The 13571-nt window shown below is 69.5% G+C and carries 12 protein-coding genes and 1 riboswitch; of the genes, 2 read left to right on the top strand and 10 right to left on the bottom strand.

Translation table 11 applies throughout. The features are described from left to right. Nucleotides 1-109: 109 nt before the first annotated feature. Nucleotides 110-736 carry a TetR family transcriptional regulator gene (locus ACZ9QC_RS11840; protein ID WP_472920115.1) on the top strand — a complete coding sequence of 209 codons (627 nt, stop codon included), beginning with the start codon at nucleotides 110-112 and terminating at the stop codon, nucleotides 734-736. A gap of 160 nt (nucleotides 737-896) precedes the next feature. Here ACZ9QC_RS11840 and ACZ9QC_RS11845 read toward each other — a convergent pair whose 3' ends face one another. The 10 genes from ACZ9QC_RS11845 to ACZ9QC_RS11890 all read right to left on the bottom strand — a co-directional run bounded on the left by ACZ9QC_RS11845 (nucleotide 897) and on the right by ACZ9QC_RS11890 (nucleotide 11843). Next, nucleotides 897-1751, bottom strand: a complete 855-nt coding sequence (locus ACZ9QC_RS11845; protein ID WP_472920116.1) for a thioesterase family protein — start codon at nucleotides 1749-1751, stop codon at nucleotides 897-899. 63 nt (nucleotides 1752-1814) lie between these two features. After that, a complete protein-coding gene (locus ACZ9QC_RS11850; RefSeq protein WP_316725654.1) occupies nucleotides 1815-2453 on the bottom strand; it encodes a trimeric intracellular cation channel family protein in 639 nt (212 codons plus the stop codon). A 62-nt stretch (nucleotides 2454-2515) separates the two neighbouring features. Further along, on the bottom strand, nucleotides 2516-3805 hold the full coding sequence (locus tag ACZ9QC_RS11855; protein WP_472920117.1) for an ABC transporter ATP-binding protein: 1290 nt from the start codon (nucleotides 3803-3805) through the stop codon (nucleotides 2516-2518). After that, a complete protein-coding gene (locus ACZ9QC_RS11860) occupies nucleotides 3802-4896 on the bottom strand; it encodes an ABC transporter ATP-binding protein (RefSeq protein ID WP_472920118.1) in 1095 nt (364 codons plus the stop codon). The genes ACZ9QC_RS11855 and ACZ9QC_RS11860 overlap by 4 nt, the downstream gene beginning before the upstream one ends. Beyond that, nucleotides 4893-5900, bottom strand: coding sequence for an ABC transporter permease (locus ACZ9QC_RS11865; protein WP_472920119.1), 1008 nt, complete (start codon nucleotides 5898-5900; stop codon nucleotides 4893-4895). Before ACZ9QC_RS11865 ends, ACZ9QC_RS11860 begins: the two co-directional genes overlap by 4 nt. Before the next feature lie 69 nt (nucleotides 5901-5969). Continuing rightward, nucleotides 5970-7727: an ABC transporter substrate-binding protein gene (locus ACZ9QC_RS11870; protein WP_472920120.1), complete on the bottom strand. Its 1758-nt coding sequence runs from the start codon at nucleotides 7725-7727 to the stop codon at nucleotides 5970-5972. A gap of 57 nt (nucleotides 7728-7784) precedes the next feature. After that, nucleotides 7785-8783, bottom strand: coding sequence for an ABC transporter permease (locus ACZ9QC_RS11875; RefSeq protein ID WP_472920121.1), 999 nt, complete (start codon nucleotides 8781-8783; stop codon nucleotides 7785-7787). A 577-nt stretch (nucleotides 8784-9360) separates the two neighbouring features. Beyond that, entirely contained in the window at nucleotides 9361-10116 is a 756-nt protein-coding gene (locus ACZ9QC_RS11880) for an enhanced serine sensitivity protein SseB C-terminal domain-containing protein (RefSeq protein ID WP_472921664.1), read from the bottom strand. A gap of 204 nt (nucleotides 10117-10320) precedes the next feature. Next, nucleotides 10321-11097, bottom strand: coding sequence for an enhanced serine sensitivity protein SseB (locus ACZ9QC_RS11885; RefSeq protein ID WP_472920122.1), 777 nt, complete (start codon nucleotides 11095-11097; stop codon nucleotides 10321-10323). Between the two features lie 74 nt (nucleotides 11098-11171). Further along, nucleotides 11172-11843 (bottom strand): AAA family ATPase, encoded by a 672-nt coding sequence (locus tag ACZ9QC_RS11890; protein ID WP_472920123.1) that lies wholly within the window; start codon nucleotides 11841-11843, stop codon nucleotides 11172-11174. 219 nt (nucleotides 11844-12062) lie between these two features. Then, nucleotides 12063-12161, top strand: a riboswitch (glycine riboswitch). Nucleotides 12162-12328: 167 nt separating this feature from the next. Between ACZ9QC_RS11890 and gcvT the strand changes: the two genes are divergently transcribed. Next, the gene (gene gcvT / locus ACZ9QC_RS11895) at nucleotides 12329-13456 is read left to right on the top strand and encodes a glycine cleavage system aminomethyltransferase GcvT (RefSeq protein ID WP_472920124.1); all 1128 of its coding nucleotides are present in this window, start codon (nucleotides 12329-12331) and stop codon (nucleotides 13454-13456) included. Nucleotides 13457-13571 lie beyond the last annotated feature (115 nt).

The raw sequence follows: 13571 nt of genomic DNA on the forward strand, positions 1-13571 counted from the left end.
CTCTCGTTTCAGTTGGGTGAACGGTTGTAGTTACACTTGTTCACTGACTCCCCAGCCTAGCGCGCCGCCCGGCTTTGCAATTACGGAGAACAGTTGTTAACTGCATGGCATGAGTCACACTTTCGGCGTCCGGCAGGTGCAGAAGCAGAAGACCCGGCGGGCGCTCATGGACGCCGCGCTCGCCCTGCTGGAGGAGCAGAGCCTCAGCAGCCTGGGACTTCGCGAGGTCACCCGCGCCGTGGGCGTCGCCCCCACCGCGTTCTACCGGCACTTCCGGTCGACCGCGGACCTCGGTGTCGCGCTGGTCGAGGAGGCGCTCGGCAGTCTGCATCCCGTGCTCGCGGATCTGATGTCGGCGGTGGGCGACAGTGACGAACTCATCGAGCGCGCCGTGGAGCTGATCGCCCGCCATGTCGACGGGTACCCCGCACACGTCCGCTTTATCGCGCGCGAACGGCACGGCGGGGTCCAGCCGGTGCGGGACGCCATCCAGGGCCAACTGACCCGGTTCGCCGAGGAGGTGCGCGGCGAACTGGCCAAGCGGCCGGAGACCGCGGGGTGGACCGACGACGACCGGCTGATGCTCGCGGGCCTGTACGTCGACCAGATGCTGATGGCCGCCTCGCAGTTCCTGGGGGCCCAGGACCAGCCGGAGGAGGAACGCCTGCGGGTGACCCGGCTGGCGGGCCGACGGATGCGGCTGATCAGCATCGGCTGTCACCACTGGCTGGACTGACACACCTCCGCGCACGCGTTCGCGTACGCGCGAAGGAGGGCGCGCCCCGTGTTCGGGGCGCGCCCTCCGCCTTCCGTCACTCGGCCGGTCAGCCGTCCTCGGACGCCGGTGCCGAGGCCTCCTGGCTCGGTGCGCCGTTCGGCGCCCGGAAGCCGGGGCCTCAGTCCGTCAGCCTGGCCCTCGCCAACTGCCGCGACTGGGCGACCAGTCGGTCCGCGCTGTCCCAGACCTCTGCGTCCTCCTCCAGGAAGCCCCCGGCGAGATTGCGGGTGGTGATGGCGACCCGGAGCGGTCCCGGCGCCGGGCGGCACCGGATGTGCACGGTCAGCTCGACCGTCGGCACCCAGCCCTTCAGGCCCATCTCGAAGGCGGTCGGCGGCAGCGCGTCCACCGCGAGGAGCAGGGAGAACGGGTCGGCGTCACGGCCGTCGGCGAGCCCGAACCAGGACCGCATCTCGCCCTTGCCGGAGGGCGCGCCCAGGGCCCAGCCCAGCGTCGCCGGGTCGAGCTTCAGGAACAGCCGGTCGGCGATCGCGGAGCCGCCGGGGACGGGGCCGGGAGCGTCCTGTGGGCCGAAGCACTGCTCGATCGGCGGGATCGCGGGCGGCTTCGCCGTCGTCCGGACGTCGTCCGGGAGGGAGTCCAGGTCGCCGTAGGAGGCGAGGACGCGTATCCGCTCGATCTCGCGGCCCTCGTCGTCGTACTGGAAGAGGGAGGCCTGGCCGGTCGACAGGGTCCGGCCGGTGCGGACGACGTCCGTGCGGACGACCGCGGGGCCGGGCTGGGACGCGGTCAGGTAGTACGCGGAGATCGTGAACGGGTCGCCGTGCGGGAGCGCGTCGGCGAGGGCGCGACCGAGGACGGCCAGGAGATAGCCGCCGTTGACGGCGCCGATGATCGTCCAGCCGGCGGAGAGGTCGATGTCGTAGACACCGGGCGCCCGCCGGGTGACCGCGGTGTCCCGGTCGAACTCGCTGTCGCCGACGGTGGCCTGTACGGAAGCTGCTTCGGGCATGGACGAACCGTACAACAGCTCACTACTAAGCGGTAGCTTTATGCCGTTGGGGGGCTCCAGCCCTCACGCCTCCCCCTCCACGGCCGACGACCGCCGGTTCCACGCCCGCGGGGCCCGCCAGTGGTAGCGCATCGCCAGCAGGCGCAGCACGAACGCCGCGATCGCGGCGAGGGCGGAGGTGAGCGGGGTGAGGGCGTCGAGCTGGATGCACAGGACCACCGTCGCGGCACCGACCATCGCGGGCACGGCGTACAGGTCGCGGTCCCAGCGCAGCAGGGAGGGCACCTCGTTGGCGAGGACGTCCCGCAGCACACCGCCGCCGACGGCCGTGGCGAGGCCGAGGGCCGCGGAGGCGGTCAGGCCGAGGCCGTAGTCGTACGCCTTCGTCGTGCCCGCGACGCAGAAGAGGCCGAGTCCGGCCGCGTCGAAGACGTTCACGCCGGTCTGGATGCGCTCCACGTGCGGATGGAGGAAGAAGACGAGGAGGGCGGCGAGCAGCGGGGTGAGGAAGTAGCCGAGGTCGGTGAAGGCGGCCGGCGGTACGGCGCCGATGATCAGGTCGCGGAACAGCCCGCCACCGAGGGCGGTGACCTCGGCGAGGACGGCGATGCCGAAGATGTCGAAGTTCTTGCGGACGGCCAGCAGTGCGCCGGAGATGGCGAAGACGAAGATGCCGATCAAGTCGAGCGGGTATGGGGACACCCGTACATTCTGCCTCGCAAACAGGTGTGCGCCTTGCAATGCAAGGCGCACACCGTCTGGCGTCAGTCTTTACCGGGCTCCTCGGGCGCCGCAGGCGCTTCCGGCTCCGCCGCGTCCTCCGGCGCCTTGGGCGTCTCAGCTGCCTTGGGTGTCTCAGGTGCCTTGGGCGTCTCAGACGCCTCGGCCTCGTCCGGCGTCTCGGGCTCGTCCGGCGCCTCGGCCTCCTCCGGCGTCTCCGTCTTCTTCACCGTGTCCGGTACCAGCTCGCCCGCCTCCTTCGCGGCCGTCAGCAGGACGACGTCCTGAGGCTGCTGGTCCTCGAAGTTCTCCGGGTGGTGGCAGGCCACGCGCTGGCCGGGCTTCAGCTCGGCGAGCGGCGGCTCGGTGGTCTTGCAGACCTGGGTGGCCTTCCAGCACCGGGTGTGGAAGCGGCAGCCGCTCGGCGGCGCGATCGGCGAGGGCACGTCGCCCTTGAGCAGGATGCGCTCGCTCTTGGCGCCCCGGCGCGACGGGTCCGGGATCGGCACGGCCGACAGCAGCGCCTTGGTGTACGGGTGCATCGGCGCCGCGTACAGCGAGTCCCGGTCGGCCAGCTCGACGATCTTGCCGAGGTACATCACGGCGATGCGGTCGGAGACGTGCCGGACGACGGAGAGGTCGTGCGCGATGATCACATACGTCAGACCGAGCTCGTCCTGGAGGTCGTCCATGAGGTTGACGACCTGGGCCTGGATCGAGACGTCGAGCGCGGAGACCGGCTCGTCCGCGACGACCATCCGGGGCTTGAGGGCGAGCGCGCGGGCGATGCCGATGCGCTGGCGCTGACCGCCCGAGAACTCGTGCGGGTAGCGGTTGTAGTGCTCGGGGCTCAGGCCCACCAGCTCCAGAAGGCGCTGGACCTCCTTCTTCACCCCGCCCTCGGGCTCCACGCCCTGGAGCTTGAACGGCGCCGAGACGATGGTGCCGATGGTGTGCCGGGGGTTCAGCGAGCCGTACGGGTCCTGGAAGATCATCTGCACGTCGCGGCGCAGCGGGCGCATGCCGGCCGTGTTCAGGTGCGTGATGTCCGTGCCGTCGAACTCGATCTTCCCGCCGGAGGGTTCGAGCAGACGGGTGATGAGCCGGCCCATGGTCGACTTGCCGCAGCCGGACTCGCCGACGACGCCGAGGGTCTCGCCCCGGCGGACCTCGAAGTCGATGCCGTCGACGGCCTTGACCGCCCCGACCTGCCGCTGGAGCAGGCCCTTCTTGATGGGGAAGTGCTTGACCAGGCCCTCGACCCTGAGCAGCGGTTTCTCGTCGGCGTCGGCGCGCGGGGCCGGCACGGCGGCCCGGGTCTCAGTCTCGCTCACAGCTTCGGCGCAATCTCTTCGGTCCAGATCCGCGTACGGTCCTCCTGCGACAGGTGGCAGGCGGTGAAGTGGCGGCCGCCGACCTCGCGCAGCTCGGGGCGCTCGGTGCGGGTGACGTTGTCCTTGGGGACGTCCGCGTAGGGGCAGCGCGGGTTGAAGGCGCAGCCCGAGGGGACGTTGATGAGGCTCGGCGGCTGGCCCTTGACCGGGATGAGCCGGTCGGTCTGCGCGCGGTCGATGCGCGGCATCGAGCCGAGCAGGCCCCAGGTGTAGGGGTGCTGGGGCTGGTGGAAGATGTCGTCGACCGGGCCGCGCTCCACGCAACGGCCGCCGTACATCACGAGGATGTCGTCGGCGATCTCGGCGACCACGCCGAGGTCGTGCGTGATGATGATGACCGCGGAGCCGAACTCCTTCTGCAGATCCCGGATCAGGTCGAGGATCTGTGCCTGCACGGTCACGTCGAGCGCGGTGGTGGGCTCGTCGGCGATCAGCAGTTCCGGGTTGTTGACCAGGGCCATGGCGATCATGGCGCGCTGGCGCATACCGCCGGAGAACTCGTGCGGGTAGCCGTCGACCCGCTTGTGGGGCTCCGGGATGCCGACGCGGTCGAGGAGTTCGATGGCGCGCTTGCGGGCGACCTTCTTGCTGACGTCGTGGTGGACGCGGTACGCCTCCACGATCTGGCTGCCGACCTTGTAGTACGGGTGCATCGCGGACAGCGGGTCCTGGAAGATCATCGCCATGTCGCGGCCGCGCAGCCGGCGCACCTCGTCGGGGCTCGCCCCGACGAGTTCCTTGCCGTCGAGCCAGATCTCGCCGGACATCCGCACGTTCTTGCCGCGCGCGCCGAGCCGGTGCAGGCCCATGATCGCCAGCGAGGTGACCGACTTGCCGGAGCCGGACTCGCCCACGATGCCGAGGGTCTTGCCCTTCTCCAGCTGGAAGGAGAGACCGTCGACGGACTTGACCACACCGTCGTCGGTGGGGAAGTGCACCTTGAGGTCGCGCACTTCGAGGAACGCCTCGGGGGCGTCCCCGGCGCGTGCGGGCTCGCCGACGGCGGCCCCGGTCTTGGACAGTTCGGTCACGAGAGCCTCACCCGCGGGTCGATCGTGGCGTACAGCAGGTCCACCACAAGGTTCATGAAGACGACGAAGAACGCCGCGAGCAGGGTCACCCCGAGGATCGGGGGCAGGTCGTTGGCGCTGATCGACTGGACCGCGTACTCACCGATGCCGTGCAGGGAGAACACGGTCTCGGTGATGAGGGCACCGCCGAGGAGCAGACCGACGTCCATGCCGAAGACGGTCACCAGCGGGGTCAGCGCGGCCCGCAGACCGTGCTTGACGACCACCTTGCGCTCGCGCAGGCCCTTGGCCCGCGCGGTGCGGATGAAGTCCTCGTTCATCGTCTCCAGCATGCCCGAGCGGGTGAGCCGGGCGTAGATGGCCGAGTAGAGGAGCGCCAGCGAACACCACGGCAGGAAGAGGGTGTTGGCCCACTGCGAGGGGTTCTCGGTGAAGGGGACGTACGTCCTGCCGAAGATCTCCAGGTTGTAGCTGAACAGCAGCAGGGCCAGCTGTCCGGTGAAGAACATCGGCAGGGAGACGCCCGCGAGCGCCACGCCCATCGCGGCCCGGTCGAAGAACGAGCCGGGCTTCAGGGCCGAGATGACACCGGCCGTGATGCCACCGAGCAACCACAGCACGGCGGCGCCGGAGGCGAGCGAGATGGTCACCGGAAGGCGGCTGGTGAGCTGCGGCCAGACCTCCAGGTGGTCCTTGAAGGAGTAGCCGAAGCAGGGCGCGTCGCAGCGGACCGTGGTGGGACCGAGGTCGTACGTGGCACCGGAGACGATGCCCTTGATGAAGTTCCAGTACTGCTCGTAGACCGGCAGGTCCAGACCCAGGTTCCGCTTGACCGCCGCGATGTCCTCGGGCGTGGGGTTCTTGCCGATGTACTGCTGTGCCAGCTGGTCGACCGTCTGCCCGGCGAGCTTCGGCAGAATGAAGAAGATGCCGAAGGTGACCGCGGTGACGACGAGCAGCAGGATCACCGCCGCGATCGTCCGGCGGATGATGTACGAGATCACGAGGACCGGCGCCGGCGCCCGCGGGTGTGCTCACCCGCGGGCGCCAATGCCTTCACCTGCCTTCCGGGGCTACTTCTTTTCCTTGGCACCGATGTTGAGGTAGTCGTACTGACCGCTGAAGGCCGAGGACGACACCAGGTTGGTGGCGTACGGCGAGCGGTACAGCAGGACCTTGAAGTAGGTCAGCGGCACGATGGCGGCCTGCTCCATGACCTTCTTGTCGACCTCGGTGTACGCGGCGGTGCGGGCGGCCTCGTCGGTGTTGCCGATCGCGTCGTCCAGCAGCTTGTTGATCGCCGGGTCGTCCAGCTCGGAGAGGTTGGTGTTACCGGACTCGCCGATGGCCTTGCCGTGCACGATCTGCTGCAGGAAGCCGTAGCCGGTCGGCCAGTCGGCGCCCCACTGCATCATGATCAGGCCGATGTTGTTCTTCTTGTTGAACGCGGGCACGCCCGCGTAGTCCGAGAAGTACTTGCCCGACGGGTACTGCTTGATGTCGGCCTCGATGCCGACCTTCTTCAGCGCCTCGACGATCGCGGTGGCCGCGTCGACCTCGCCCTGACGGTCGGTGCGGGCGGAGATGGAGGTCTTGAAGCCGCCCTCCTTGCCACAGGCCTTCAGGTGCTCCTTGGCCTTGGTGACGTCACCCTTGTTGTCCGGGGTGGCGTACGTGTCGGCCTTCTCGTAGCCCGTGACGTCGGTCGGCAGCACGGTGGAGGCGATGTCGCCGCGGATCGGGCCGCCCATCGCGGTCTGCACGGCGACCTTGTCGATCGCGTACTGGACGGCCTTGCGGCAGTCGACGTTGTCGAAGGGCGCGACCTTGGTGTTGATCGCCGTGTAGACCAGACGGCCGCCGAGCGCGTTGTCGGTGTTGGCCAGCTGGTCCTTGTCCTTGAGGACCTGGGCCTGGGTCTGGGCGTCGACACCGGTGCCCTGGATGTCGATCATGGTGTCGCCGGACATGACGTCCTTGTCGATGGTGGCCTTGTTGACCTTCAGGTTCACCACGATCTTGTCCGGGTACTGCTTGCGCAGCGGGTCCGTCTTGGCGTCCCACTCGGGGTTGCGGACGAGGACGATCTGCTTGCCCTCGTCGTACTTCTCGAACTTGTACGAGCCGGTGGAGACGACCTTCTTGGTGTAGTCGACGCCGGTGTCCTTGGCCTTCGGCACCGGAGCCGTCTGCGGCATGCTCGCCAGGTAGTCGAAGTCGGCGAAGGGCTTGTTGAGCTTGAAGACGATGGTGTTGTCGTCCGGCGTCTCGAGGGACGAGATGCCCGCCTCGTTCTTGTCCTTGTACGGGCCCTTGTACTTGTCCCCGCCGTCCAGCAGCTGCTGGAAGTAGTTGGGGCCGGAGGAGAGCACGTCGCGCGCGAAGTTCGAGCGCTCGACCGCGTACTTGACGTCCTTCGAGGTGACGACGGTGCCGTCCTCGAACTTGACGCCCTGACGGATCTTGTACGTCCAGGTCTTGCCGCCGTCGCTGGGCACGCCCGCGCTCTCCGCGAGGTCCGGGACCAGCTCGTTGCCCGCGTCGCCCGCGCCGGGCTTGAACGTCATCAACGGACGCGCGTAGAGGCGGCTGAAGTTGAAGCCGTACGCGTAGTACATGTTGCCCGGGTCCAGGGACTCGGGGGCGTCGGAGCTGGCGTACGTGACCGTGCCGCCCTTTTGGGTGGACTCGTTGACGACACCCTTGGTCGCGGCGTTGGCGCCGGCGCCCTTGGGGGCGTCGTCCGTGCCGTCATCCGCCTTGCTGCAGGCGGACAGAAGCAGTCCGGCGGCGCTCGCAACCGCGACCGCGGCCATTGCTGACCTTCTCATGATGGTCGGTTTCCCCTTCGTAGTTGGACAGTTGTGTGGGACGACAGACCGCAGACGTCAGCGGCTGCGGGGGTCGAGGGCGTCCCGGAGGCCGTCACCGAGAAGGTTGAAGGCCAGCACCGTGATGAAGATCGCGAGGCCGGGAACGATCATGTATTGCGGGTCGACCTCGAAGAAGTCGACCGCCTGGTTGAGCATGCCGCCCCAGGACGCCTGCGGCGGCTGGATCCCGACCCCGAGGAAGCTGAGCGACGCCTCGAAGATGATGTTGGTCGGGATCAGCAGGGTCGAGTAGACGATGATCGGCGCGACGAGGTTGGGCAGCAGTTCCTTGAACAGGACGTACGGGCCGCCCGCTCCCATCCCGCGCGAGGCGTCGATGAACTCCCGCTCGCGCAGCGCCAGGGTCTGACCGCGCACGATGCGCCCCATGTACGGCCAGTTGAAGAAACCGATGACGAAGATCAGCACCGAGATGTGCAGCGGCAGTCCTTCGAGGCCGAAGGCGCCGCCCTGGAGCGTCGCGGAGATGGCGATGGCGAACAGCAGCAGCGGGAACGCCAGGAAGGTGTCCATCAGCCGGCTCACGATCGTGTCGACCCGGCCGCCGTAGTAGCCGGCGACCAGTCCTAGCACCACTCCGATGGCGTTCGACAGGAGCGTCGCGCCGAAGGCCACCACCAGGGAGACCCAGGAGCCCTCCAGGATGCGGGCGAGGATGTCGCGGCCGAACTTCGGCTCGACGCCGAGCGGGTGGTCCCAACTCATCCCGCCGAAATCGCCCTTGGGGAGGGAGGTGTTGGGGTCGATCAAGTCCTGGTTGAACGCGTTGGGGTCGAGCCCCAGCATCGACTGCAACGGCCGGGAAAGGGCCGCGATCAGGATCAGCAGGACGACGATGATGCCGCCGGCGACCGCCACCTTGTCGCGCTTGAAGCGGGTCCAGGCGATCTGACCGAGGGAACGGCCCTCGATCTTCTCGGCCTCGACACCTTCCAGCACGGCTTCGGGCTGAGCGTCGGTCTGCGCCCCAGTGGTCTCGATCGGTGCGGTCACAGTGACCCGACCCTCCTCGCCGGTGGTAACCGGCCTACACCCGCCGCGGATTACGGCTTTGTCGACTTTCCATCGATCACGGGATCCATCGATCCCGCATCTGACTGGGGGAGTCTTCAACGTCGCCGCGATCACCCGCCAGATCTGGCGGGGAAAGTATGCACAACCGTGATGCGGCGCCGGGGATTCCGTTATCCGAACACCGGGTAGCGCCCCCCGGACGGGAGACAGTCCGGGCATACGGGGTGAATCATCGGAATCAACGACCATCCGCAGCCCTCTACGCGCGAAGAGTGGGTCAAGGAGAAGATCGCGTCTCACAGACCGGAGAGCGCATCCGCGTCACCCCGGGCGTAGGCCGGACCCCGACAAACCGCCCCGACCTTCACCTGTGCAAACTCGTGGGTGCTTCGCGGATGCGGTCAAAGTTTCCGAGCGATGCCCCCGGCGGGCCCTGCACGCCCGAGCCGTGAGGGCGGTCGGGGCGCCGACGGGCGCGGTGAACACAAGAAGAGCGCACCTGTGGGAAAGGGTGCGTGAGCGAAGAGCACTCACTCCCGGCGGAGGCCCGACGGCGTCAGTACGACGGCGGGCCCGGGTAGCCGTATCCGGCGGCCGGGGCCTGGGCGGGGGCCGCGGCGTGGGCCTCGCGGTCGTAGAAGGGGCGGGCGCCCGCGCGCAGCCACATGGCGACCGGGTCGTACTCGTCGGACATGGCGACGGTGGAGACGGGCAGACCGTCCGGGACCGCGCCGATGGACTGCTGCATCATCGCCCGCACCGAGTCGACGGCCGGCGGCGAGGTGTCGTACACGTCGAGGCCGATGGCCAGGTACGGCGCGCCGAGCGCGGGCTGCACCCAGGCGCGGCGCAGCGAGCGCACAGCGGGCGTGCGGTGGGCGTTCTGTGTCAGCAGGGCGTAGAACTGCGGGATCTCGATGGCCGGTTCGGACAGTCTGAGGGGGCCGGCGGGCTGCCGCTCCAGGCCGGTCGCGATCCGGCGCAGGTCGAGCCAGGGGATGCCGACGCCGCCGCCCGGCGCGTGCGGGTTGAGCCAGAGGCCGTAGTGGTCGGGGTAGAGGGTGCGGGCCACGTCGAGGCCGTCGACCACCTCGTAACTGCGGTTCCAGCCACTGGCGGAGAGCTCCTGGGCGGAGGTCACGCACGGGGCGTAGTTGAACCCGTCGACCTCCATGTTCCCGTACTGGGCGTCCGGGGAGCCCGCCTGGCCGTGCCAGAGCAGCATCCAGATCTGGCCGGAGGGCGGGGTGGCGAGGGCACGCAGCAGTGCCTCGTAGGCGTCGTAACGCCCCGGCGTCACCTGGCGCAGCATGTGCTCGACGTTGCCGCTGCCGCTCACGTTGGCCGCCCTTCGGTGTTGGACCTTGGTTTTGGGAACAGCTTAGGTGGTTCGCCGGTCGAGCCGATCAGGGCTCGGGGTTGCGGTGACCTGCGGACCGCGGGTCGTGCGGGGTTGATCGCGCCCACGCGGCGGAGCCGCATGGGGACACAGCCCCGGGCCCCAATGAGGCGCGGGTCAGTACCCCTGCTGATAGAAGGGCCGTACCTTTTCGCGGAGCCAGTCGCCCACCGGGTCCTGGGCCACGTCCAGGAAGACCATGTTGACCGGCCAGGAGACGGGGGCCTTGGCGAGGACCCGGCCGAGGGCGGCGAGGGGAAGGGAGCGGTCCGCCTCCCAGGAAACCAGTTCGACACCGATGAACATCACGGGATCGGCGGTCTCGATGGTGGCGAGGCAGCGGCGGGCGGAGAGGACGACTCCGGTGCCGGCGAACTCGGCGGAGGCCGCGGCCAGGAAGTCCACCGGGTCGTCCTGCCAGTCCGGTTCGAAGAGGCGGACCCGCGCACCGCTCGCCGATCCGTCCAGCGGGGTCCGGCCGGCCCGGCACAGCTCGGCCACGGCGGGCGGCGGCAGCGGGATGCCCACGACACCGTCGGGGTTGAGGGCGAGCCCGACCTGCGGGGGCAGACCCCGCGCGAACTCGACGGCCGGGGCGATCGTGTACGACATGTGGTTGCCGACGACCTGCCGGAACTGCTCCTCGGAGCTGAAGACCGGCACGTACGCCTGCCCGTCGAACTCCATGGTCGGCAGGTCGAGCTGACCGCTCTGCGGGCCGCCGCCCTCCGGCAGCGGCACCCATACGAAGCTGCGGGCCAACACCTCCACGATCCGCGCCCCGGCCTGGGGCACCCCGAGCGAGGCGGACAGCACCTCCTCCAGCTCGTTGCCGGGCCATCCGCCGTGCCCATGGGGATACGCCTGTGCCGGAAAGTCCGCCGGGAAGTCCATCTGCTGCCTACCGCTTTGCTCCGTGATGCTGTTGTCCCTGCACCTTAATTGCTCCCGGGGCGGGGGCGCGCCCCTCAGGAGCGCGGGAAGTCGATCCGCTTCAGGACATCGGCGGCGGCCCGGTCGATGAGGACGGCCGCTCCGCACCCCTTGGGCAGCCTTCCCTTCTCCACCGCCCGCAGCAGCCGGGTCATCGCCCCCCGGTGCCGGGCGAACGCATACCGGGAGACGCCCCGGCCCCGCTCCCGCTGCCCGTCCCGGGCCTCGCCGGGAGTGACGTCGAGCAACAGCAGGTGCAGCGTGCCGCCCCGGCGGCGGGCCTCGCGCGCGAGCCAGTTGCGCACCCACGCCTGCGCCCCGCAGTCGTGCACGACCACGCCCTCCCCCGAGCGGAGGGCGCGTCGCAGCCCGGCGTAGTGCGCGAGGCGCACGAAGGGGCGGTAGACGGCGTACGGCAGCCGGCGGGCGAAGCGGGCGTCGAAGCGGTCGCGCGTGTCCTGGGAATCGATGCGGGTGCCGGGCACGGCCCGCCGCATCAGGGTCGACTTGCCGCTGCCGGGGAGCCCGGTGACGACCACCAGGTCGTCCGGCCCGAAGGACAGCTCGTGGGGACTGCGCCCGGACCGCCCCCGGAGGTCGCGGACGACCGCCCTCGGGAACGGGCCGCACACCGCACCGGCCGGCGCGACGGGCTGCTTGGGCATAGCGACACCCGACGTCGTCGCGTACGCCCTGGTCCTGTTCACCGTGATCGTCCTCCCCAGGGGCATGGAGGTCCCATCCCCACAGACCGTAAAGAAAAGGTAATGCCCGATCCCTCCTCATTCAGTCCTCGTATGGCCACAAGAGTGCTACGGACCGCTGTGTCCGGCTCCGCCGACGTCTTCCCCCACCTCTCGAAGGTCCCCCTGCCGCCCCGCGTCGATGCGTGCAATGATGTCCGCGCCAACTGCATACCGGCCGCTTGAATCCGCGCGGGAGAGCTCCCAGCAGTCCATCGCTGGGGCGCCGAAGGAGCAAGTACCTCCCTTGAATCTCTCAGGCCCAGATACCGCGCGGGCGAGGCACATCTGAAAAGCGGGCCGTCCCTCTCCTTGGGGGGCCGGCTCCACCCACGGTGCAAGTCACGACCACCGGTACGTACGGTCGTGGTGAACCTCTCAGGTTCCGATGACAGATGGGGAGGACTTTCCCTCGCCTGTCGCCTGTCTTGCACTGGGAGCAGAATCCGATGAGCAGCAGCTCCACCACTGAACCGCGCCGTACCGCGCTCGACGCCCTGCACCGCTCGCTCGGCGCGACGATGACCGACTTCGCGGGCTGGGACATGCCCCTGCGCTACGGCTCCGAGCGGGACGAGCACATCGCCGTCCGCACGAAGGCCGGCCTCTTCGACCTCTCCCACATGGGCGAGATCACGGTGACCGGAGCGCAGGCCGCGGCGTTCCTGAACCACGCCCTCGTGGGCAACATCGGCAGCGTCGGCGTCGGCCGCGCCCGCTACACCATGATCTGCCGTGCGGACGGCGGCATCCTCGACGACCTGATCGTCTACCGGCTGGGTGAGACCGAGTACCTGGTCGTGGCGAACGCCTCCAACGCCCAGGTGGTGCTGGACGCGCTCGTGGAGCGTTCCGCCGGCTTCGACGCCGAGGTGCGCGACGACCGGGACGCCTACGCGCTGCTGGCCGTGCAGGGCCCCGAGTCGCCCGGGATCCTGGCCTCCCTCACCGACGCCGACCTCGACGGCCTGAAGTACTACGCGGGGCTGCCGGGCACGGTCGCCGGGGTGCCCGCGCTGATCGCCCGCACCGGCTACACCGGCGAGGACGGCTTCGAGCTGTTCGTGAAGCCGGAGCACGCGGTCGAGCTGTGGCAGGCGCTGACGAAGGCGGGCGAGGGCGTCGGCCTGGTGCCGTGCGGGCTGTCCTGCCGGGACACGCTCCGGCTGGAGGCGGGCATGCCGCTGTACGGGCATGAGCTGTCGACCGCGCTGACGCCCTTCGACGCCGGGCTCGGGCGGGTCGTGAAGTTCGAGAAGGAGGGCGACTTCGTCGGGCGCGCGGCCCTGACCGAGGCCGCCGAGCGCGCCGCCTCCGCCCCGCCCCGCGTCCTCGTCGGGCTGGTCGCCGAGGGTCGCCGGGTGCCGCGCGCCGGGTACCAGGTCGTCGCCGACGGCCAGGTGATCGGCGAGGTCACCTCCGGCGCCCCCTCCCCCACGCTGGGCAAGCCGATCGCGATGGCGTACGTCGACGCCGCGCACTCCGCGCCGGGCACGGCCGGTGTGGGCGTGGACATCCGGGGCAGCCACGAGCCGTACGAGGTCGTGGCGCTGCCCTTCTACAAGCGCCAGAAGTAGACACTGGGCGCGCGGTCGCCCGGCCCGAGCGTGACACTGGGCACATTCGCGCTGCTCAACAGCGGTTTCAGCAGTCCCCCCTTCATCACCACTCCCTCGCGTACAGGAGAATTCA

Source organism: Streptomyces sp. HUAS MS02, assembly GCF_055702265.1.

Bases quoted from the DNA above. Each gene is read 5' to 3' on its own strand.
- ACZ9QC_RS11880 (WP_472921664.1), bottom strand. From the start codon at position 10,116: ATGCTGCGCCAGGTGACGCCGGGGCGTTACGACGCCTACGAGGCACTG.
- gcvT (WP_472920124.1), top strand. From the start codon at position 12,329: ATGAGCAGCAGCTCCACCACTGAACCGCGCCGTACCGCGCTCGACGCC.
- ACZ9QC_RS11840 (WP_472920115.1), top strand. From the start codon at position 110: ATGAGTCACACTTTCGGCGTCCGGCAGGTGCAGAAGCAGAAGACCCGG.
- ACZ9QC_RS11870 (WP_472920120.1), bottom strand. From the start codon at position 7,727: ATGAGAAGGTCAGCAATGGCCGCGGTCGCGGTTGCGAGCGCCGCCGGA.
- ACZ9QC_RS11845 (WP_472920116.1), bottom strand. From the start codon at position 1,751: ATGCCCGAAGCAGCTTCCGTACAGGCCACCGTCGGCGACAGCGAGTTC.
- ACZ9QC_RS11885 (WP_472920122.1), bottom strand. From the start codon at position 11,097: ATGGACTTCCCGGCGGACTTTCCGGCACAGGCGTATCCCCATGGGCAC.